Source organism: Shimia sp., from assembly GCF_022448905.1.
Taxonomy (GTDB): Bacteria; Pseudomonadota; Alphaproteobacteria; order Rhodobacterales; family Rhodobacteraceae; genus Shimia.
The window spans coordinates 21524-42312 of record NZ_JAKVCW010000016.1; the positions used below are offsets into that span (position 1 = coordinate 21524).

Genomic DNA, 20789 nt, shown 5'->3' on the forward strand with positions numbered 1-20789 from the left:
GGCTGGTGTCTGGATTTAGCGCTTCAGGCGCGCAGCCCGACCACCTCGACGTTTCTTCAACCGTGGCGCGCGGTTTGGCAGCTCCTGCATGATCTCGCTGCGCTCATCGGGCGCCATCTTGGACCATTGGGTGATTTCATCAATCGTGCGCAGGCACCCGGTGCAGATCCGTTCTTCGGGATGCACAACGCAGAGTTTCACACAGGGACTTTCGACTTCGGCGCGCGTCCACACGGTGTCTTTGCTCACGAGGCACTCCCAAGATGGTTTAAACGGTCCAACACTCCTTGTAGGATATAGGACGCAGCCACATGGTCGATCACCTCTGCGCGACGTTTCCGTGACGTATCCGCCTCCAATAGCGCTCTTTCCGCCGCGACGGTGGACAATCGCTCGTCCCAGAAGCCAATCGGTGCCTCAACCAAGGCAGACAGGTTGCGGGCAAAGGCGCGGGTGGATTGCGCCCGTGGACCTTCGCTGCCGTCCATGTTCATGGGCAACCCAAGGATGATCCCACCGATGTTGCGGTCTTGGATGATCTCGATGAGGCGCTGCGCATCCACGCCAAATTTCTTGCGCTTCACGGTTTCAATCGGCGTGGCCACAGAGCGGAAGCTGTCGCTCACCGCCACACCAATGGTCTTGGTGCCCAGATCCAACCCCATCAGCGCCTGCATCGCGGGCAAGTCCGGGGCCATCTCTTCTATGCTTTGGTAAATCTCGCTCATTCCAAACCTGCCTGTGCTGCACCCATACGCACGATTTCTAATGCATCAGGCACGTTTGCAAAAACACTCTGCGCTTCGTTCCAGATCGCTTCGGCCCGTGCGCGGTCCCCTAATACGCCATAGGCCCCAATCAAACGCGCCCATTCCTGTGGTGTGCCGCCCTCGGTTGCCAATCGATCTGAGAGCTGGTCCACCATGCCCTGGATCATCGCCTGACGGTCCTCAACCGACAGTTCGCCTGCCGCTTCCATGTCTTCGGCTGAAGGGCCGGACAGACCGTCGGCGGAATGGGCTGGCACCGGCGCAGGCATCTTGTAGTCAATGCCAGCGTACCAGGCCAATTCAGTGATGGTGGCGCGAATGGATGGCACCCACGGCGCGTCATTGGGGCTTTGCCGCAGCACCTGATCCCAGATGCGGAACGTCGCGTCCGGACGGCCGGTCTGCCACATCATCAGGCCGGTATAATAACGGGCCAGATTGTTGAACGGGTCAAGCTCCAGTGCCTTTTTGAGGCTGGCCTCAGCTTCTGGGGAGACATAGTCGCCCGCCGCGGTGATCAGCAAGTTGGCGTGCAAAACATAGTCGCCTGCGGTCGCATCGTCGCCTTTGATTTCAATGACCTTTGCCTGAGCTTCGTGCGCGGCTCTCAAGTTGCCGAGGCTGGCTTCGTTACGAGCCAAAAGCTCTTGACCGCGCAAGTCCTCTGGATTGTCCGCCACAGCTTTGCGTAGCTTTGCCATAAGGTCTAAAAACTCTTCACCCGCCTCCGCCGCAGGGCGGGCGGGCACTTTGGTTTCGGCCACGGCCTGTGGGTCGCGATTGTCGCGGCGTGCTTGAGCCTCCGCCGCGCGCTCTTGCAGCGGCATATCACGGTAACCCGGTGCGCCGAGTTTATAATACAGGCCAAAACTTCCGGTAAGAACCACAGCGCCCAAGATCACGGCAATTACTCTAGATTGCTGGCTGTCTTCGGCTTGACCGCTCTCCGCTTTCTGCATCTGCGCATCGGCAGCCAGAATGCGCCGGGAAATCTCGGTCTTCATACGGGCGGCGTCTTCTTCGCCAATCACGCCCCGAGCTTGATCTTTATCGACCTCTTTGAGCTGGTCACGATAAACCCGCAAATCATAGGCGGCAGGGTGTTCCGCCTCTTCATCGCGACGTGTCAATGCGAGCGCAAACAAGCCAGCGGTCACGAGGGCTAGGGCAGCTGCAACAATCCAGAAAATCATGTGGCCTCCTAAGTGCTGGACCACATGTAGTGTTGTGAACAGGCGGCTGAAAGCAAAATCGGCATTCTGACGCGACATGTCGCAACCGGTCTGCAAATAGGCGCTTTAACCACCGTGACCGACTTAGCAAAAAGTTCATAAACTGGGAGAAGTTGCCTCCTATTCGGAATCACGCTCATGAGAAGATATTCAGCCTTTGCCATCGCCCGTGAAGCCGCCCGCTACCATTCGGGCTGGGAACGCGCATGGCGCTCTCCGGAACCCAAGAAAAAATACGACGTGATCATCGTGGGCGCGGGTGGCCACGGTCTCGCCACTGCATTTTACTTGGGCAAGAACTTTGGCATCACCAATGTCGCGATCATTGAGAAGGGCTGGCTTGGCGGCGGCAACACGGGGCGCAACACCACGATTATCCGGTCAAACTACCTGCAGGACAGCTCTGCCGCGCTTTATGAAAAGGCGCGCTCACTTTATGAGACCATGTCGCAGGACTTGAACTATAACGTCATGTTCTCTCCGCGCGGCGTGATCATGCTGGCGCAGACCGAACATGAGGTGCGCGGCTATCAACGCACAGCGCACGCAAACGCGCTGCAAGGCGTGACCACTGAGTTTATCGGGCCGGAACGTGTGAAAGAACTGGTGCCGATCATCAACATCGACGGCCCACGTTATCCGGTGCTCGGCGGTCTCTGGCAGGCGCGCGGCGGCACTGGTCGCCATGATGCGGTGGCTTGGGGCTATGCCCGCGCGTGCTCCGACATGGGCATGGATATTATTCAGAAATGTGAAGTGGTTGGCGTGCGGTCTGAAGGTGGCAATGTCGTCGGCGTCGACACCACAAAAGGCCCAATTGATTGTGACAAGCTTGGCCTTGTGGTCGCAGGCAACTCCGGTGCCTTGGCCAATATGGCGGGCTTCCGTCTGCCGATGGAATCTGTAGCTTTGCAAGCGCTGGTGTCTGAGCCGATCAAGCCATGTATGGATGTGGTGGTGATGGCCAACACCGTGCATGGCTACATGTCTCAATCTGACAAAGGCGAGATGGTGATTGGCGGCGGCACCGACGGGTTCAACAACTACACCCAACGCGGCAGCTTCCACCACATCGAAGAAACTGTGCGGGCGCTCTGTGAAACTTTCCCGATGGTCAGCCGCCTCAAAATGCTGCGCCAGTGGGGCGGCATCGTGGATGTGACCGGCGACCGCTCGCCGGTGATTGGCAAGACGCCTCTGGGCAACTGTTTCATCAACGCAGGCTGGGGTACCGGCGGCTTCAAAGCCATCCCTGGCGGCGGCTGGGCCACGGCTGAGCTGATCGCCAAAGGTGAGCCGGGTCCGTTGAGCGCTGAGTTTGGCATGGAACGGTTTATCGAAGGTCGTTTCATTGACGAAAGCGTTGCGGCAGGGGTGGCGCACTGATGGCGCTCCCTCTCAACCTCGTTCGCCCGGCAACGCCGGGCAGCGCCCGATCCGCCCCCACGGGCGGGCGCTTCGCTTCCCCCCTCGGATCGGGCACGGCCCTCTGTACTACTTGGGAGATTGCACAATGCTAACCCTTCAATGCCCCTATTGCGGCGTCTGGGCCGAGGAAACCGAGCTTCACGCCGAAGGTGAGGCCCATCTCAAACGCTTTGGTCCCGGCTCTGATGACGCGGATTTCGAAAGCTACCTCTTTATGCGCGAAAACCCCAAAGGCGTGCATTTTGAGCGCTGGCGGCATTCCAACGGCTGCGGCAAATTCTTCCACGCCGCGCGCTGCACCATGACACTTGAGGTCTTTGGCACCTATCCGGCGCAAACGCTGGAGCCGCCGCAGGACATCAAAGACAAGATCACGGCCAAATACCCCGGCTGGACCTGGAGGGAGTTCTCATGAGCACACGTCTGACCACCGGCGGACGCCTGTTGAACAAATCCAAACAGGTGACATTCTCCTTTAACGGCAAGCAGTTCACCGGCTTTGAGGGCGACACGCTGGCCTCGGCACTTCTGGCCAATGACCAGATGCTGATGGGCCGCTCGTTCAAATATCACCGCCCACGTGGCGTGGTCGCCTCGGGTGCGGAAGAGCCCAATGCCCTGGTAAATCTTGGCAAAGGCGGCAAGTTCGAGCCCAACCAACGCGCCACCACCACCGAGCTCTATGACGGGCTGACCTGCACCAGCCAGAACCACTGGCCCTCGCTGGAGTTCGATGTGGGCGTGGTCAACAACTACGCCGCCCGCGCGCTACCGGCAGGGTTCTACTACAAAACCTTTATGGCGCCCGCGGCGGCCTGGAAACATGTGTTTGAACCGATTGTGCGCCACTCGGCGGGGCTGGGCAAAGCGCCCAAAGATCGCGATGCGGACCGCTATGAGCATTTCTACGCCTTTTTTGACGTGGTGGTTGTTGGCGGCGGTGTGGCTGGCCTGATGGCTGCCAAGGCGGCAGGTAAAGTCGGTGCCAAAGTCCTATTGATGGAGCAAACCGCCCATTGGGGTGGCCGCGCGCCGGTCGATGGCGGCAAAGTGGATGGCGTGAAGGTCGATGACTTCATCGACGCCACCGTGGCCGAGCTTGAGGTGATGGACAACGTCACGCTGCGCAACCGGATGATGGGGGCAGGGGTCTATGACCACGGCTACATCCTTGGCTATGAGCGCCTGACCGACCATGCGCCTTTGATGGATGGCCCGCGCCATCGCCTGTGGCGGATCCGTGCCAAACAGATTGTGACCGCGACCGGCGCCATCGAACGCCCACTGTCTTTTGCGGGCAACGACATTCCCGGCGTGATGCTGGCCAGCGCGATGCGTGATTACATCGTCAACCACGGCGTGAGCTCCGGTGATCGCGTGGTGGTTGTGGCCAACAATGATGACGCTTACCGCACCGCCTTTACACTCAAGATCCACGGTCTCGATGTGCCAGTCATTCTTGACGCACGTCCCAATGGCGGTGGCCCTCTGGCCGATGCCGCACGGGAACAAGGTTTCCGTGTTGAAAACGGCAAAGGCATTGCCAAGGTCAAAGGCGGCAAGCGCGTGACTGGCGTGGCGATCTGCTCGCAAGCGGGCGAGGGCGCTGTTCTGGAAGAGATCGCCTGTGACGCAGTCGCCATGTCCGGCGGTTGGTCGCCGGTGGTGCACCTGTGGTCTCATTGTGGCGGCAAGCTGATCTGGGACGAGGTACAGGCGCATTTCCGCCCTGATCCCGACCGTGCGCCCACCAGCCATGATGGCAACCCCTTTGTTTCTACAGCGGGTACCGCAAGTGGTCCGCTTAAACTGGATGACGTGCTGGTGGATGGCCTGAAAGCGGGTGAAGCCGCAGCTGAGGCGGCAGGTTTTATTGTGACTGCGGCTGAAGCGCCCAAAGGCGAGGTGCACGACGAAGCGCCGCTGCAAGCCTGCTGGTTGATGCCACAGGGCGCAGGGCCAAAGCTACGTATGAAAGCTTGGCTGGACTATCAGAACGACGTGAAAGTGTCGGACGTGAAACTGGCCGCGCAGGAGGGCTACGAAAGCGTCGAGCACACCAAGCGCTACACCACGCTTGGGATGGCGACTGATCAGGGCAAGTTGAGCAACATCAACGGCTTGGCGGTGCTTTCTGATGCGCTTAATCAGCCCATTCCGGCCACGGGCACCACCACCTTCCGCCCGCCGTACACACCTATTTCCATGGGTGCGATCGCGGGTGAGGCGCGCGACGAGGTGTTCCAACCTTTGCGCCGCACACCAATCCACGACTGGCACGAGGCCAGCGGTGCCTTCTTTGAACCAGTGGGCCATTGGCGGCGCCCGTATTGCTTCCTGCGCGGCAGTGAAAGCCACGCCGATGCGGTCAGCCGCGAAATCCGTCAGACCCGCGACAGTGTGGGCCTACTGGATGCGTCTACGCTCGGTAAGATCATCGTCAAGGGTCCAGACGCGGGCAAATTTCTCGACATGATGTACACCAACATGATGTCATCTCTGAAGCCGGGCAAATGCCGCTATGGCCTGATGTGCAACGAAAATGGCTTCCTGATTGATGACGGCGTTGTCGCCCGCATCGATGAGGACACCTTCCTTTGTCACACCACCACCGGCGGCGCCGAGCGTATTCATGGCTGGATGGAAGACTGGCTGCAGTGCGAGTGGTGGGACTGGCAGGTTTATACTGCCAATGTCACCGAGCAATATGCGCAGATTGCCGTTGTGGGTCCAAACGCCCGCAAGGTGATCGAGAAACTTGGTGGCGAGATGGATGTCTCCAAAGAGGGACTCGCCTTTATGGAGTGGAAAGACGGCAAGATCGGCGGTTTTGACGCCCGCGCCTACCGCATTTCTTTCTCCGGCGAGCTGTCCTACGAAATCGCCGTGCCAGCGTCGCAAGGCCGTGCCTTCTGGGATGCGCTGCTCGAAGCAGGCGCCGAATTCAACATCATGCCCTATGGCACCGAAGCGCTGCACGTGATGCGGGCCGAGAAGGGCTTCATCATGATTGGCGATGAAACCGACGGCACGGTGATCCCGCAGGATCTCAACATGCAGTGGGCGATCTCCAAGAAGAAAGAAGACTTCCTGGGCAAACGTGCACAGATGCGCGATCATATGGCCTCAGATGACCGTTGGAAGCTGGCGGGTTTCGAAACTGAAGACGGCTCCGTCATTCCGGATGGGGCTTACATCGTGAACCATGGCACCAACGCCAACGGCCAACGCAACGTGCAGGGGCGTGTGACCTCGACCTACTATTCGCCGACGCTGGACCGCGGCATTGCCATGGGCCTCATTCACGGCGGCATGAAACGCCTCGGCGATGTGGTGGAGTTCAACAAAGTGGACGGCAGCACAGTGAAGGCCAAAGTGGTCGATCCGGTGTTCTATGACAAAGACGGGGAGAAGCAGAATGTCTAAGGCTGTGAGCGCCCTGGATGGCGTAACGTTCGATGGGTTTGCCAAGGTCGAGGAAACCCGCCTGCGTGGCATGATCACGGTGCGTGGCGATCTGGCGTCCAAAGAGATGGCAGCGGCCGTGACTGCGGCAACCGGTGCGGCGGTGCCTGAGGTACGCAAGGTGACTTTTGGAAACACAGGCGCGGTGGCGTGGATGTCGCCAGACGAGCTGCTGGTTGTTGTGGACTATGAGGCAGCCAATACCACCGTTGCCACCCTGACGGACGCTCTGAAAGACAGCCATGCGCTGGTGGCCAATGTGTCGGATGCCCGCGCTGTGTTCCGTCTGTCAGGCGACAGTAGCCGCGATGTGCTGGCCAAACTGGCCCCGGTGGATTTTGCCAAAGACGCGTTTGGCGCTGCGGACATCCGTCGCTCGCGTATCGCGCAAGTACCTGCGGCGGTTTGGGGCAATGAAGATGGCAGCTTTGAGGTTATCTGTTTCCGCTCTGTGGCACAGTATGTCTTTGACGTGCTGAAGGTTTCGGCGCAGCCGGGCGGCGAGGTGGGCTTCCACTGTAGAGCCTAACTGCGTCGCCGAAAGGCCGCGTACCTGTGACAGAATTGCTACTTGTGGTTGCGTGTTGCTCGCCTATTGTACCGAAAACACTTTTGGGACGTTTCTGAACAATGTTGAAGACAATCTCTGTTGTGCTCGGCCTTTCTCTTGCTGCGGCGACGACTGTGCAGGCGCAGACGTATATTTGTAAATTCCGCGGCGGCGGGAGTAATGGCACCATATCGCCTGAGGTTTTGGTTGAGTTTGATGGTAAGGGCGGCGCCCAGGTGACAGATCGCCTTTCCAAGAGCCACGACCGGGCGCCGGTGCAGGCAAAATTTGCTCAAGACAATGACAAACAAATGCGTGTGCGTTGGCGTCTGGTGGATGTCATAAGCAGTCGCGGGCAAAAGGCGACGCTTGAGTGGTCTTTGGTGTACAAAAAGAAGCGCAACCGGGCCCATCTGACGTTTAATGCCTTTGGCTATCCGAACACTGAAACCGGCAATGGTTCCTGCACCCTGCAAAAGTAATTCTGCGCATCTTAGTGGGGAAGAGCTCTGCACTCATCGCATTTTACCGCTTTCCCCTTGACCTTGCAGGGCTTTCGACCACATGTGTCAGGCAAAGACAATTCGCGCAACAGAAGAGGATGCTGCAATGGCTTTTCAACTCCCTGATCTTCCTTATGCCCACGACGCTCTGGCCGACAAAGGCATGTCCGCAGAGACGCTGGAATTCCACCACGACCTGCACCACAAGGCATATGTCGACAACGGCAACAAGCTGATCGCCGGTACCGAGTGGGAAGGCAAATCTCTGGAAGAAATCATCGTTGGCACCTATGACGCCAATGCAGTTGCCCAAAACGGCATCTTCAACAACATTTCGCAGCTGTGGAACCACAACCAGTTTTGGGAAATGATGGGTCCTGGCGAAAGCAAAATGCCTGGCGCTCTGGAAGATGCTCTGAAAGAGACCTTCGGCTCCATAGAACAATTCAAATCCGAGTTCTCCGCCGCTGGCGCCGGCCAGTTTGGCTCTGGCTGGGCATGGCTGGTTAAAAACGCAGACGGCTCCCTGGCCGTAACCAAAACCGAGAACGGCGTGAACCCGCTGTGCTTCGGTCAGACTGCTCTGCTGGGCTGTGACGTGTGGGAGCACTCCTACTACATCGATTACCGCAACAAGCGTCCGGTGTACCTGTCCAACTTCCTGGACAACCTGGTGAACTGGGAAAACGTTGCATCGCGCATGTAATCCATGACCCGTCGTGGATTTATCAAGGGCCTGCTGGGAGTGATCCTGGCAGGCTTTTTTGCGGCCACTTATGGGTTCTTTATTGAGCCCGCTCTGCGTTTGCGCGTGAAAAAGTGGCGCATCAGGCGGGATGATTGGACTGCACCCCCGCTCAAGATTGCGCTTTTGGCAGATTTGCATGTGGGCGAACCGTATGTCGGATTAGGACGCATTGAACAGTTGGTGAAACGCGTCAATGCGTTGGATGCTGATCTTGTTTTGCTGCTCGGGGACTATGCGGCAGGGCATCGCTTCATCACCAAACCCGTAAAAATCCGCGACGTTGCACCGATCCTCGGCAAGCTCAAAGCCAAACAAGGCGTCTTCGGTGTATTGGGCAACCACGATTGGTGGGATGACCTTGGCGCGCAGAAACGGGGCGGTGGCCCAAATTTGTATGGCGAAGCGCTGCAGTCGCAGGGCATTACCATGTTGTCCAATCAAGCGCTAAAGATTGAGAGACATGGCGTTTGGTTGGCCGGTCTGGAGGATCAAATTGCAATCCGACGGAATGGTAAGTGGCAAGGGTTGGATGATTTGCCAGGTACTTTGTCTCAAATAGCGGACGACGGGGCGCCAGTCGTGATGATGGCCCATGAGCCTGACATCTTTTCTGAAATGCCCAATCGTGTCAGCCTAACGGTTTCCGGTCATACTCATGGTGGGCAGGTGAGACTATTCGGATGGTCTCCGATTGTGCCGTCACGTCACGGCAACCGTTTTGCTTATGGCCATGTGCGGGAACATGGGCGCGACCTTGTGGTTTCTGGTGGCATTGGATGCTCGATTATGCCTGTGCGTTTTGGGGTCGTTCCTGAGATTACCGTGATCGAGGTCTCATCTTGAAAAAACGCAGAAGTTGTTTTTTGCAAAGATCACTTCCCTCGTCGCGAAGAGTGGTTTAATCGAGTAATTTAATCGGATATATCTCCGCACGTATTTCAAAAGGGAAGTGACGATGGCAAGACCGCAATCTCGGATATTGGACGTTCTGGGTACAGAGCAGGTGACGCCAAATATGATGCGCGTGCGGTTTGGCGGCAGCGAAATTCATACTATTCCCGAAGGATTTGAAGGCGGTTATATCAAGCTGATTTTTTTGGAGGCACCACGCGCGCATCCAGATCGTCCGGTCATGCGGACTTACTCCATCCGTTCTTACGATGCTGAGAAAGGCGAAATGGCCGTGGACTTTGCATTGCACGGTGACACGGGTGGGTTGGCGACCGATTGGGCTCTAAATGCCAAAGTTGGAGACCGGATGCTGATTGGCGGACCTGGGTCTGTGAAGATGGTGGACCCTGAGGCGGATTGGGTGTTCCTGGCCGGCGACATGACGGCGATCCCTGCTTTGATGTGCAATATCGAGCGACTGCCGGCAACGATCAAAGGGTATGTGGTTATTGAGGTCACCTCAGAAGCTGACAAGCAAGAGCTGAACCTGCCTGAAGGCATTGAAGTGCACTGGGTCGTGACACCGTCGCCGGAAAAGCTTGAGGGCAATCTTGTCTCCAAAATCAAATCGCTTCCGTGGCTTGAAGGGTGTGTCAGCGTTTGGACCGCATGCGAGTTTGACAGCATGCGGACTTTGCGAAGCTATTATCGCAACGAACGCGGCGTTGGTCGGGATCAAATTTACCTGTCCAGCTACTGGCGCGCCGGTCGCACCGAAGATCAGCACAAAACCGACAAACAGAAGGACAACGCGGCCAATCAGGCGGCTGCCTAAAGCGGTTCCAGGTACAAACAGAAAAGCTTGCCGGCTATCGGCAAGCTGTCTCAGTTTTATCGGTGCTTTTTGATCTACCCAAAAGCGCGGTCCAGGATGGCTTCCAAGCTGCCTACGTCATCCGCCACATGGATGAAATCCTTCAGGCTTTGCTCGGCAAACCCCTGATCGATGACGTGGTCCAGCAGTCCAACCAGTGGGTCCCAGAACCCGTTCACATTCAGCACCACAATTGGCTTTTCATGCAGGCCAAGCTGGCGCCAAGTGAGAACCTCAAAGAACTCGTCGAGCGAGCCTGCGCCGCCTGGCAGGACAACAATGGCGTCGCAATTCATAAACATGACCTTTTTGCGCTCGTGCATGTTTTCGGTCACGATGAAGTTTGTCAGGTCGCGTTTGCCCACCTCCCATTCCAGTAGGTGGGTAGGGATCACGCCAAAGGTGTCCGCACCGGCGGCTTGGGCCGCATTGGCCACGGCGCCCATCAACCCGACATCGCCCGCGCCGTATACCAGACGCCAGTTTTTGTCACCAAACCGCGCGCCAAAGGCCTCCGCGCCGTCCTTATAGGCGGCATCGCCGCCAAAACGTGAACCACAAAAGACACAGATCGAGCGTGTGGTCATGAAATTCTCCAATATGTTCAAAGCTCTTTTGACCAGCAATATCTGGGTTGGTAGGGTCTCTCAACCAAATGACAGCCGACTTCGGGGGATATTCGGCGATGAGTGACAAAGCATCAATTTTTAGCGGCAATGTGGTCTGGGTGGCCGGAGTTGTGGTGGCGATGGGCGTCTCCGTCTATGCGCTGGTGGCGACCGGCGTGTTGGACGGCAGCGATCAGACGGTCAATGATGCCACAACCACTGAGACCGCCCCGGCACCAGACGCCACGCCGAAGGTGGCTGAGCAGACCGCTGAGGAAGTGTCCGAGCCGGAGGCGCAGCCCGCACAAGCGGAAACGCAGGAGCAAGTCGCTGAGGTGGCTGAAGACGGTGTACCTGTTGCGGAGCCAGAACCAAAAGAAGAGCCGGTGGCTGCGGCATCTGTGCTTGTTGAGGAAGAGCCCACGCCAACCATCGCGCCAAGTTTTGACGTGGTACGGGTGGATGCTGAAGGCAACACAGTGGTGGCCGGAGCGGCTGCGCCTGGTGCCATGTTGGGCATTCTGCTGGATGGGACAGAGGTCGCTTTGGCCCCTGTCGACATCGCTGGGAAATTTGCTGCTATACTGGCCATCGAGCCCAGTGAGGCGCCTCGGGTCCTGAGCCTTGTGGAGCGCCGCGAAGATGGCGATGTGCCTTCGGATGTCACGGTGATCGTCGCACCGGTTGTGGCGGTTGCGGAGGCTGTGGCGACTCCTGAGGCGGTGGAAGAACCTGCGGCGAAGGATGTGGCCGAACCAGAGGTAGCGCCAGAGACTTCTGAACCTAATGTCGCCACCACCGAGGTCGAAGACGCGGCATCAGACAGCGTTGTTGCCGAGGCCGAAGAAACTGTAGCTCAGGTGAATAACGGCGACCAACCTATTGAAGAGGTTGTTGAAAATTCAAATGAAGATTCGACTGAAGTTGCGCCTAAATCGGAGACTCAAGAAGAAATGGCTGCGGCAGAGCCCGCGCTAAAACCCAAAGCACCAGCGGTGATTGTGTCGGATTCCGAGGGCGTGCGCGTGGTGCAACCGGCCGCGCCGGAAGAGGCCACACCGGAAGTTCTGGCCGCCGTTTCGATTGACTCAATCAGCTATACCGATGCCGGTGCGGTGATGGTCTCCGGACGTGGCAACCCAAGTGCCTTTGTGCGGCTGTATCTGGACAACACCTTGGCGGCGACCACACAGATTGATGACGCGGGCCTGTGGTCCACGCAGCTGGAAAACGTGGCCGGTGGCCTCTATGAACTGCGCGCAGATGAGGTGGACGAAACCGCCAAAGTGCTCTCCCGCGTGGTAACGCCGTTCAAACGCGAAACCCCTGAAACCGTCGCAAAGGCACGCGCTCAGGCGGAAGCAGTGGCGGAGGCTGAGGCCGCCGCGCAGGAGGCTGAGGCTCCGACTGAGAAAACTTCTGAAACCGTCGTAGAATCAGAAACTGCAAGCGGAGACAGCGCTGTTGAAGCTGCGGTGGCTGATGCCGAGCCTGAAGCTACAACGGATGTAGCCGAGGCTCCGACAACAGATGTTGCAACCTCCGAAGAAGAAACGGCTCAGAAAGACACTGAAGCAGTCTCGGCAACTGCTGATGAACAGGCCCCCGACGCAGAAACAACCTCAGCGGAAGCCGCAGTTGAGCCGGAAACTGCTTTGGTGGAAGCAGCACCGCCGACTCCGGTAGCAACAGAATCACCGACCACCACGGACGCTTCGGCAGACACGCCTCAGTCTGAACCCGAAACCAAACCGGAGCCCGCCGCAGCACAATCACCGGTGCGCATCGTGACCGTGCAACCCGGTGCCACCCTCTGGGCGATTGCGCGAGACCGCTATGGCGAGGGACAGCTCTATCTTCAAGTGTTTGAGGCCAACAAAGACAAGATCCGCGATCCCGACCTGATCTATCCGGGCCAAGTCTTTACAGTTCCAGAAGAATAAAGCGGGGCAGGGCTGGCAAGTCCTGCCATCACTCCTTAGATTGGACCGGCTACCCCTCGCAAAAGGCAAGCCATATGGTCGATCAATCTCAGAGCGCGCGCGACATCGCGGATAAAGAACGGCGTTCGGGATTGCGCATCATACGCAGTGTTGCGCCCTACCTGTGGCCCAAGGACATGCCGTCCCTGCGCGTGCGGGTTGTCTTGGCCATGCTGGCGCTTATTGCCGCCAAAGTGGTCGCTGTATTCACCCCAATTCTCTACAAAGGCGCGGTCGATACCCTCGCAGGGGAAGGCATTCCGCCTTTGGCTTTGGGCGCGGTTGGCTTGACCATGGCCTATGGTACCAACCGACTTCTGGCAGTTCTGTTTGAGCAACTGCGCGACCTGTTGTTCGCCAAGGTCAGCGTGCGGGCGCTGCGGCGTTTGGCGCTCACCACGTTTGAACATATCCATGCGTTGAGCCTGCGGTACCATTTGACCCGCCGTACCGGTGCTTTGACCCGAGTAATGGACCGAGGCGTCAAAGGCGTGGCGTTCCTGTTGCGCTTTATGCTGTTTTCGATCGGGCCGCTGTTTCTTGAACTTGTGATGATATGTGCGGTGTTGGCGACCCTGTTTGACTGGCGTTTCCTGTTGGTCGTCGCGGGCACCATGACGCTCTATATCTGGTTCACATTCGCGGTAACCGAATGGCGTGTGCGCATCCGTCGGGTGATGAATGATCGTGACAACGAGGCCAACCAGCGCGCTGTCGACAGTCTGCTGAACTTTGAGACTGTGAAGTACTTCGGCGCCGAACGGCGCGAGGCCACGCGCTATGACGAAGCCATGGAAGGCTATGAGGGCGCCGCACTGAAAACGGCAAACTCGCTGGCACTCATCAATATGGGGCAGGCGGTGATCATCAACGGGGGCTTGGTCGCTGTGATGGTCATGGCCGCAAAAGGCGTCACCGATGGCAGCTTCACCGTCGGCGACTTTGTCATGGTCAACGCCTATATGCTTCAGGTTATGGCGCCACTGAATTTCCTCGGCTTTGTCTATCGCGAAATCCGCCAGAGCCTCGTGGACATGGGGCAAATGTTCGACTTGCTGGATGACAATGCGGAGATTTCGGATAAGCCGAATGCAGTGCCTCTGTCGGTTACGAATGGCACCATTGAGCTGGAGAACGTCACCTTCGGCTATGACGAAGACCGCGCCATTTTGAAAGGCGTGGACCTGTCGGTGCCTGGCGGTCAAACTGTGGCCATCGTGGGCGCATCCGGTTCTGGTAAATCCACCATCGGACGGCTGCTGTTCCGCTTCTATGATGTGCAAGACGGCGCGCTGCGCATCGACGGTCAAGATGTGCGCGATGTGCAGCAGGAAAGCCTGCATGACGCCATTGGTGTGGTGCCGCAAGACACGGTGCTGTTCAACGACACCATCCGCTACAACATCGCTTACGGGCGCGACGGGGCCACAGAAGAGGATGTGATCGAAGCCGCCAAGGCGGCACAAATCCACGACTTCATCGCGGCGCTGCCGGACGGCTATGACACGGCTGTCGGTGAACGCGGCCTCAAGCTCTCCGGTGGTGAAAAGCAACGCGTCGGCATTGCCCGCACACTGCTGAAAAACCCGCCAATCCTGCTTCTGGACGAGGCCACCTCAGCGCTGGACACTGATACCGAACAGGGCATCAAAGAAGCGCTGGCACGGGCTGGCGAAGGCCGTACCGTGATCACCATCGCGCACCGTCTCTCCACCATTGCCGAGGCGGACCGGATTGTGGTGCTGGAGAAGGGCGAGGTCATCGAAGAAGGTACGCACGCGGCGCTGTTGGACAAAAAAGGCCGCTATGCGCAGCTCTGGACCCGTCAGCAGGCGGATGAAGACGCGGCGTAAAGGCTAACAAGCAAAAAGGGTGTTTGGTTTATTTCGACCAGACACCCGCAAATTCCTCTGCGGTCCAGAAACCACTGGGAGCGGCAAAGGCGTAGTATGTGCCCAGGGCAATCAATCCAAGGTGCAGTACCACAATAGCATTGAGCAGCCGTCCAAAGGGTTGCTTGCAGGTTTTGTGGCGAAAGCGCTTCTGTGCCACTTTGGCGCCCAGAGAGCCGCCAATCAGAGCCAGCGATAGCAGAGTCCGCTCCGGGATCCGGTCTTCGCCATGGATCGCACGTTCTTTGTCCGCGTGGAAAAACGTGTAGGTGACCAGATTGAGGGCCAACCAGAACACAAGCACCAACCCGGTCAAAATCAGTGCGGGCAGGGCAGGGGACAATGTTGTGCCAACTGCAATGTTGAACATGTGGATGCCTGTATGCGTTTGCTCAAAAATCTTGAGCAACACGTATAAGGCGAAAATCCATGCAGAAAAAGAATATTCTGGATGAACAAAAAACGCGCCCCCGAAGGAGCGCGTTTTTTGATCATATGCTGAAGTGTTATTCAGCCGCTTGAATGCCACCCGGATCGGGATCATCATTCGCCGCCTTGCCGCTGCGTGGTGCTTCCACCTCGGGGGCCAGTTCGTTTGGATCGACCTTGGTGGAGCGTGTCGCAGGCACTGAGGAGCGGGAGGTTGGCGCAGAGCTTTCCATCACAACTTCAGTGGTGTCGTCCCACATCAGCACCGGATGTTTCACCTTGCGGGCCGCGCGGCGCAGTGCCCAGTCCTGACCGGCACGGGATGTGCGGCCAAAGGACAGACGGGCCAGCAGGCGCATCATCCAGTTGAAGTAGGTGCTTGCCCAAACCCGTGCGGCCAGCATGGATGGGGTGAACACCAGCGTCAGCACGGTGGCAATCCCGAGGCCAAAGACCACGGCGGTCGCCAGCTGTTTCCACCACAGCGAGGTCGGGCTGTCGATCGAATAGCCGCCGTTGATGAAGTCCAGGCTCAGGCCAAACATCATCGGCGCCAGACCGGCCATTGTTGTGATGGTGGTCAGCAAAACCGGACGGATACGGCTTTGCGCAGTACGCACAATCGCATCAATCCGCGGCATATACTGGCTGTATTCCTGATAGGTATCGATCAGAACAATGTTGTTGTTCACCACAATCCCCGCCAAAGCCACAATGCCGGTCCCGGTCATAATGATCGAGAAGGTCTGATCCATCACCAGCATGCCCACCAGCACGCCAGCCGTGGACAGAACCACCGCCAGAAGCACGAGCACCGAGTTGAAGAAGCTGTTGAATTGCGCCAACAGGATCACAAACATCAGACCCAAGGCGGCGGAGAAAGCGCTCGCCAAGAAAGCACCGGATTCCGCCTGCTCTTCCTGATCCCCAGTCCATTCCCAGCTGATAGAGCTGTCAAACGGGTTGGTGTTGAGCCATTCCGTCAGTACTTCGATCCGCTCGGTGGCTGTGACAGGCACACGGCGTGCCCCCTCTTCCAGCGCGGTGCGAACTTCCTCCGCAGAGCTCGCCGCGTCCAGCGCAAAGATTGTGAAATCCTCACCGTTGGGAGTGGTGATCACATTGTCATAAGACAGCTCGCCTTCCGGCAGTGCCTTCAGGATCGCTAATGTCTGAAGCTCTTCGCCTTCACCAGATACAATTTTTACCAGTCCCGGTTCCACATCGGCTTTCACGTCGTAATAGCGTTCCTGATCAACACGCGTGATCGATGCCCTTTTGGGCACTGGGAAGCGCGTGACGAAGTTGGACAATGGCACAAGCCCATCGTTGGTGCGCACCTTCAGCGTGTCGAGCGTGGACAGGACACGGTCCTGATCTGGAAGACGCAGACGGATTTCGATTTCCTCGTCCGAGCTGTCGACCCGCATGGTGTCCAGCAGGATACCACGGGTCACCAACTGCACCATCGCGCCCACGGTGGCCACATCGGCGCCGTAGCGGCCGGCTTTGGCCACATCCACGTCGATTTGCCAGTCGATGCCGGGCAGGGGCAGGGTGTCTTCCACCAGGGTCAGCCCGGTGGTCGCTTCAAAGGTTTCCCGCGCGCTAATGGTGGCGGCGTTGAGTTCGTCCCAGCCGTCGCCACGGATGCGCAGGTGTATCGGCTTGCCGGAACCCGGACCCTGTTCAATCGGGCTGGTTTCCACATAGAAGCCGGGCAGCTTGGCCAACTCGGCGTTCAACTCGTCCAGCACACGGTTGCCGTCAAAGTCCGGCGCGGTCACATCCCGCTCCAGCTTGCCAAAGAACCACTTTTCACGCGCGGTTGGACGTTCATCCCACGGGATGATTTCAAACTGTACCTGACCTACGGTGTCGGGCGGGGAGTTGCCACCACCCGGACCACCGGTGTCCAGACCACCTTCACCGGCGAAGGAGAACACATTGATCACCGCAGGGTGCTGCATGATGATGTTTTCCGCTTCGCGCACCATGGCGTCTTTTTCTGCCAGTGAGATGTTGCCGCGCGCGCGGACATAGGCGGTAGCCTGTTCCGGTTCGGTTTCCACAAAGAAATCGACGCCGTTGTTGTTTTCACCAAAGTAGCCAATGATCGACACAACGGTGAAGATGACGGCTGCAATGGTGACCAGCGGCATCACTGGGTTGCCCACAATGAAGCGCATGAAATAGCCAAAGCCGTTGTGGCGGAAGCCGGATTTCACGGCACGGCGTTTGCGACCGATCTCCGCTGCCGTCATTGTGATCGAGGCTGCAAAAGCGGACAGCACAAAAATCACAGCTCCAACCGCCACTGCGCCTGTGGTGCCTTCCCCCCCGGAAGCATAGGTCACGGTCAGCATCTGCATCAGCCCGACAAACATGCCGTAAAGCGGGATCGGCACCAGCAGAGCGCGCACTACCCATGGCAGGCGTTGCTTCATGCCTTGGGAGATCCGGTCAAACACCCGGCTCAAACGACCGGAGATACCCCCCACAACCGGCAGATAGATCAGTGCCACCAGCAGCGAGGCTGACAGAACAAAGATCATCGTGACCGGCAACATGCCCATGAACTCGCCCGGCACACCTGGCCAGAACAGCATCGGCAAGAACGCACAGAGCGTGGTCGCAGTGGAGCTGACAATTGGCCAGAACATCCGCTGCGCCGCCTCAACATAGGCGTGCATCGGGCCGACGCCCTCTTTGATGCGCTTGTCGGCGTATTCCACCACAACAATCGCACCGTCCACCAGCATACCCACCGCAAGGATCAGGCCAAACATCACCATGTTGGAGATGGTCACACCCATCACCGCGAGGAAGGCAAAACACAGCAGGAAGGACGCCGGGATGGCAAAGCCCACCAGCATTGCAGCGCGGCTGCCCAGAGAGGCCAGAACCACAATCATCACCAGCGCAATCGCGGTCAGAACCGACCCTTCAAGCTGGCGCACCATCGAGCCTACCGTGCGGCTCTGGTCGTTGGAGGTGCCAACCTGCACCGCCGCCTGCAGCTCTTCCGGCCATTTCTCTTGCGCCGCTGCCAGGGTGGTTTTGATCTGCTCCACAGTGTCGATGATGTTGTAGCCTTTGCCCTTCACCACCTGCAGCGCCACAGTGTTTTCGCCATCAAACCGCGCGGTGCCCGCACGGTCCTCAAAGGTGAAGTTGATTTCAGCCAGATCGCCCAGGGTCACAATCCGCTCGCCGTTGGTTTTCACCGGCAGCTCGTAAATGTCGGTGACATCGTTGAACGACGAAGGAATTTTGACCGAGAAGGTGCCCTGGTTGGTTTCCACTTCACCAGCGGCAATCAGTTGGTTGTTGTTTTGCACAACACTGATCAGTTCTGGCGCGGTGACGTTGTAGGATTCCAGACGCAGCGGGTCGATCACCACCTCCACCATCTCGTCACGGTTGCCCGCAATTGGCGCTTCCAGCACCGCGTCGATGGCTTCAAATTCGTCCTGCAGGTCTTTGGCCAAACGCGCCATGGTGCGCTCTGGTACATCGCCCGACAGGTTCACAATCACGATCGGAAATTCGGAGAAGTTGATCTCGTTGATGGTGTATTGTTCCGCGCCCGCGGGGAAGTTTGACGACGCGGTGTTCATCGCATCGCGCACATCCGCAATTGTCGCGCTTTTGTCCCAGCCGAAGTCGAACTCCAGCAGCAGCGAGGCGTGGTTCTCCGAAGCAATGCCGGTCATCTTGTCGAGACCGTCCAGATCGACCGCCTCGGTCTCCATCGGCTTCACGAGCAGGCTCTCGGCGTCTTCTGCGGAAATGCCCGGATAGCTGACCGACACATAAAGGATCGGAATGTCGATGTCTGGCTCACCCTCCTTTGGAAGGCTGACGTAGGAGAAGGCGCCAATCACGAGAGAAATCACGATGAACGCCAGAATCATTCGGGCCCGTTCCGCGGCCCAGGTGATGGCGCCGGTCATTGGTCAAGCTCCCGATAGGTCGGCGCGACGGTGACACCCTCAACCACAAACTCTTGGCCCACAACAATCACGCTGGCCTGTTCCGGCAAACCGCCAACCCAGATGCCGTCTGTGCCATCACGCAGCAGGTCCACCGCCTTAAAGGCCACAACGTCGCCGTCTTCAACAATGCGCACGCCCAGGGTGCCTTCGTCGTTTAGCGTCAGGGAAGACTGAGGCAGGAAATGTGCCGTCGCGCCATCGGCAGAGATCATAATCTCCGCGGTTTGCCCGTCGCGGATCGCCAAGTCTGCGTTTGGTACCGTCACTTCCACGCGGAAGGTGCGGGTCTGCGGATCGGCGGAACGAGACACAAAGGTCACCTGGCCAGTCACTTCCTGACCGGTGGTCAAACGGGCGCCCGCCAGCGAGCCTTCGTTCACGCGGTTGATGTCGGTTTCCGGCACAAAGCCAACGATACGTATTGGATCAAGACGCAGCACTGTGCCGCACAGGCTGCCCGGCTGCATCAGGCTGCCGAGTTCTGCGGTCCGGCTTTCCAGCAGGCCGTCAAACGGTGCCACAATCGTCAGGCGCGCCACTTCGCGCTCTGCGGCTGCGACCAAGGCCTCGGCTGATTCGATGCCAGCCTGAGTGCTTTCCAGACCGGATGTGGCCGATTGAATCGCCGCTTCAGCCGCGCGCACACTTGCGGCGGTGCTGGCGACACGTGTGGAAGAGGCAAAGCCACCTTCAGACAGTTTGCGCGCTGCGTTGTCGTTGATCTTGGCTTCTTCCAATCGTGCTTCGGCCTCGGCAACCGAGGCTTGCGCGCTTGGGATGCGGGCCTGTGCTTCCAGCAGGCGAGCTTTTGCCTCTGCCAAAACGGCTGTGCTGGTGCCCACGTCGAGGCGGCAAAGCTCTTGGCCTGCCGTCACATGTGTGCCGCGGCGCAGTGGCTCGGTGATCACCAGACCGCTGGTCTCGGCGCGCACCTCAACCTGACGATCCGCCTCGGTTTCGCCCCGCAGCACAACCGCGCTGTCGATGGTGCGGGCTTCACTCTTAACCGCCACCACACGAATGAAACCCGGCGCTTCAGAAGGCGTTTCACTCGCCTCTGCCTGCGCCTCAGTGGCGGTGTCCGCCACCTCTTCGGGCGCGCCATTGCCGGCAAACGCCGCCAAGCGATCACGCTCCACCACTACAAAATACAAAATTGCCGACACGAGAAGTGCGGTCAGAACCGGAATAAGCCGCATTGAATGGCCCCTGTTGCTTTAACGTGCGCCCTCCCGCGCACAAATATTCACCGACATATTGGCGTTCGCGCGCCGAGAAACAACCTCCGATACGAGATTTTGAACTCCTCAGTTCAAATTAGATCCAGAAACGAGAAAAAACCGGTGTCGCCGATGTGCCTTTGCCACAGTACTTGGCACTTTGAAAACAAAACGATAAGACAAGGCAAACCGACAGGAG

17 protein-coding genes are annotated in these 20789 nt (G+C 58.2%); 10 read left to right on the forward strand and 7 right to left on the reverse strand.

Translation table 11 applies throughout. The features are described from left to right. Positions 1-15: 15 nt before the first annotated feature. The 3 genes from MK208_RS17460 to ccmI are packed head-to-tail and all read right to left on the reverse strand — an operon-like array spanning position 16 to position 1963. The gene (locus MK208_RS17460; RefSeq protein WP_294118722.1) at positions 16-249 is read right to left on the reverse strand and encodes a DUF1289 domain-containing protein; all 234 of its coding nucleotides are present in this window, start codon (positions 247-249) and stop codon (positions 16-18) included. Then, positions 246-728 (reverse strand): Holliday junction resolvase RuvX, encoded by a 483-nt coding sequence (ruvX, locus tag MK208_RS17465; RefSeq protein WP_294118724.1) that lies wholly within the window; start codon positions 726-728, stop codon positions 246-248. Before ruvX ends, MK208_RS17460 begins: the two co-directional genes overlap by 4 nt. Further along, on the reverse strand, positions 725-1963 hold the full coding sequence (gene ccmI, locus MK208_RS17470) for a c-type cytochrome biogenesis protein CcmI (protein ID WP_294118725.1): 1239 nt from the start codon (positions 1961-1963) through the stop codon (positions 725-727). The genes ruvX and ccmI overlap by 4 nt, the downstream gene beginning before the upstream one ends. Positions 1964-2140: 177 nt before the next feature. Here ccmI and MK208_RS17475 point away from each other — a divergent pair, with 177 nt between their 5' ends. The 8 genes from MK208_RS17475 (at position 2141) to MK208_RS17510 (ending at position 10422) form a co-directional block, all read left to right on the forward strand. Next, entirely contained in the window at positions 2141-3388 is a 1248-nt protein-coding gene (locus MK208_RS17475; RefSeq protein WP_294118726.1) for a sarcosine oxidase subunit beta family protein, read from the forward strand. 127 nt (positions 3389-3515) lie between these two features. Next, positions 3516-3845: a sarcosine oxidase subunit delta gene (locus MK208_RS17480; RefSeq protein WP_294118727.1), complete on the forward strand. Its 330-nt coding sequence runs from the start codon at positions 3516-3518 to the stop codon at positions 3843-3845. Next, positions 3842-6856 (forward strand): sarcosine oxidase subunit alpha family protein, encoded by a 3015-nt coding sequence (locus MK208_RS17485; protein ID WP_294118729.1) that lies wholly within the window; start codon positions 3842-3844, stop codon positions 6854-6856. The genes MK208_RS17480 and MK208_RS17485 overlap by 4 nt, the downstream gene beginning before the upstream one ends. After that, a complete protein-coding gene (locus MK208_RS17490; RefSeq protein WP_294118730.1) occupies positions 6849-7424 on the forward strand; it encodes a sarcosine oxidase subunit gamma family protein in 576 nt (191 codons plus the stop codon). The genes MK208_RS17485 and MK208_RS17490 overlap by 8 nt, the downstream gene beginning before the upstream one ends. Before the next feature lie 101 nt (positions 7425-7525). After that, a complete protein-coding gene (locus tag MK208_RS17495) occupies positions 7526-7927 on the forward strand; it encodes a hypothetical protein (RefSeq protein ID WP_294118731.1) in 402 nt (133 codons plus the stop codon). A gap of 127 nt (positions 7928-8054) precedes the next feature. Beyond that, positions 8055-8654: a superoxide dismutase gene (locus tag MK208_RS17500; protein WP_294118732.1), complete on the forward strand. Its 600-nt coding sequence runs from the start codon at positions 8055-8057 to the stop codon at positions 8652-8654. A gap of 3 nt (positions 8655-8657) precedes the next feature. Further along, positions 8658-9539, forward strand: coding sequence for a metallophosphoesterase (locus tag MK208_RS17505; RefSeq protein WP_294118733.1), 882 nt, complete (start codon positions 8658-8660; stop codon positions 9537-9539). Between the two features lie 112 nt (positions 9540-9651). Continuing rightward, the gene (locus MK208_RS17510; RefSeq protein WP_294118738.1) at positions 9652-10422 is read left to right on the forward strand and encodes a siderophore-interacting protein; all 771 of its coding nucleotides are present in this window, start codon (positions 9652-9654) and stop codon (positions 10420-10422) included. Positions 10423-10496: 74 nt separating this feature from the next. Here MK208_RS17510 and MK208_RS17515 read toward each other — a convergent pair whose 3' ends face one another. Continuing rightward, entirely contained in the window at positions 10497-11048 is a 552-nt protein-coding gene (locus MK208_RS17515; RefSeq protein WP_294118740.1) for a TIGR00730 family Rossman fold protein, read from the reverse strand. Between the two features lie 98 nt (positions 11049-11146). On the opposite strand from MK208_RS17515, the gene MK208_RS17520 reads away from it, so the two are divergent. Both MK208_RS17520 and MK208_RS17525 read left to right on the forward strand, forming a co-directional pair. Next, positions 11147-13012, forward strand: a complete 1866-nt coding sequence (locus MK208_RS17520; RefSeq protein WP_294118741.1) for a LysM peptidoglycan-binding domain-containing protein — start codon at positions 11147-11149, stop codon at positions 13010-13012. A gap of 74 nt (positions 13013-13086) precedes the next feature. Next, positions 13087-14904 (forward strand): ABC transporter ATP-binding protein/permease, encoded by a 1818-nt coding sequence (locus MK208_RS17525; protein WP_294118743.1) that lies wholly within the window; start codon positions 13087-13089, stop codon positions 14902-14904. Between the two features lie 28 nt (positions 14905-14932). Here the strand turns inward: MK208_RS17525 and MK208_RS17530 are convergent, their stop codons facing one another. From MK208_RS17530 to MK208_RS17540, 3 genes are read right to left on the reverse strand one after another with little or no spacing between them, the layout of a single operon-like run. Further along, the gene (locus tag MK208_RS17530; protein WP_294118744.1) at positions 14933-15487 is read right to left on the reverse strand and encodes a DUF1294 domain-containing protein; all 555 of its coding nucleotides are present in this window, start codon (positions 15485-15487) and stop codon (positions 14933-14935) included. Continuing rightward, entirely contained in the window at positions 15450-19328 is a 3879-nt protein-coding gene (locus MK208_RS17535; protein ID WP_294118746.1) for an efflux RND transporter permease subunit, read from the reverse strand. The genes MK208_RS17530 and MK208_RS17535 overlap by 38 nt, the downstream gene beginning before the upstream one ends. Beyond that, positions 19325-20569 (reverse strand): efflux RND transporter periplasmic adaptor subunit, encoded by a 1245-nt coding sequence (locus MK208_RS17540; protein WP_294118747.1) that lies wholly within the window; start codon positions 20567-20569, stop codon positions 19325-19327. Before MK208_RS17540 ends, MK208_RS17535 begins: the two co-directional genes overlap by 4 nt. Between the last annotated feature and the right edge of the window lie 220 nt (positions 20570-20789).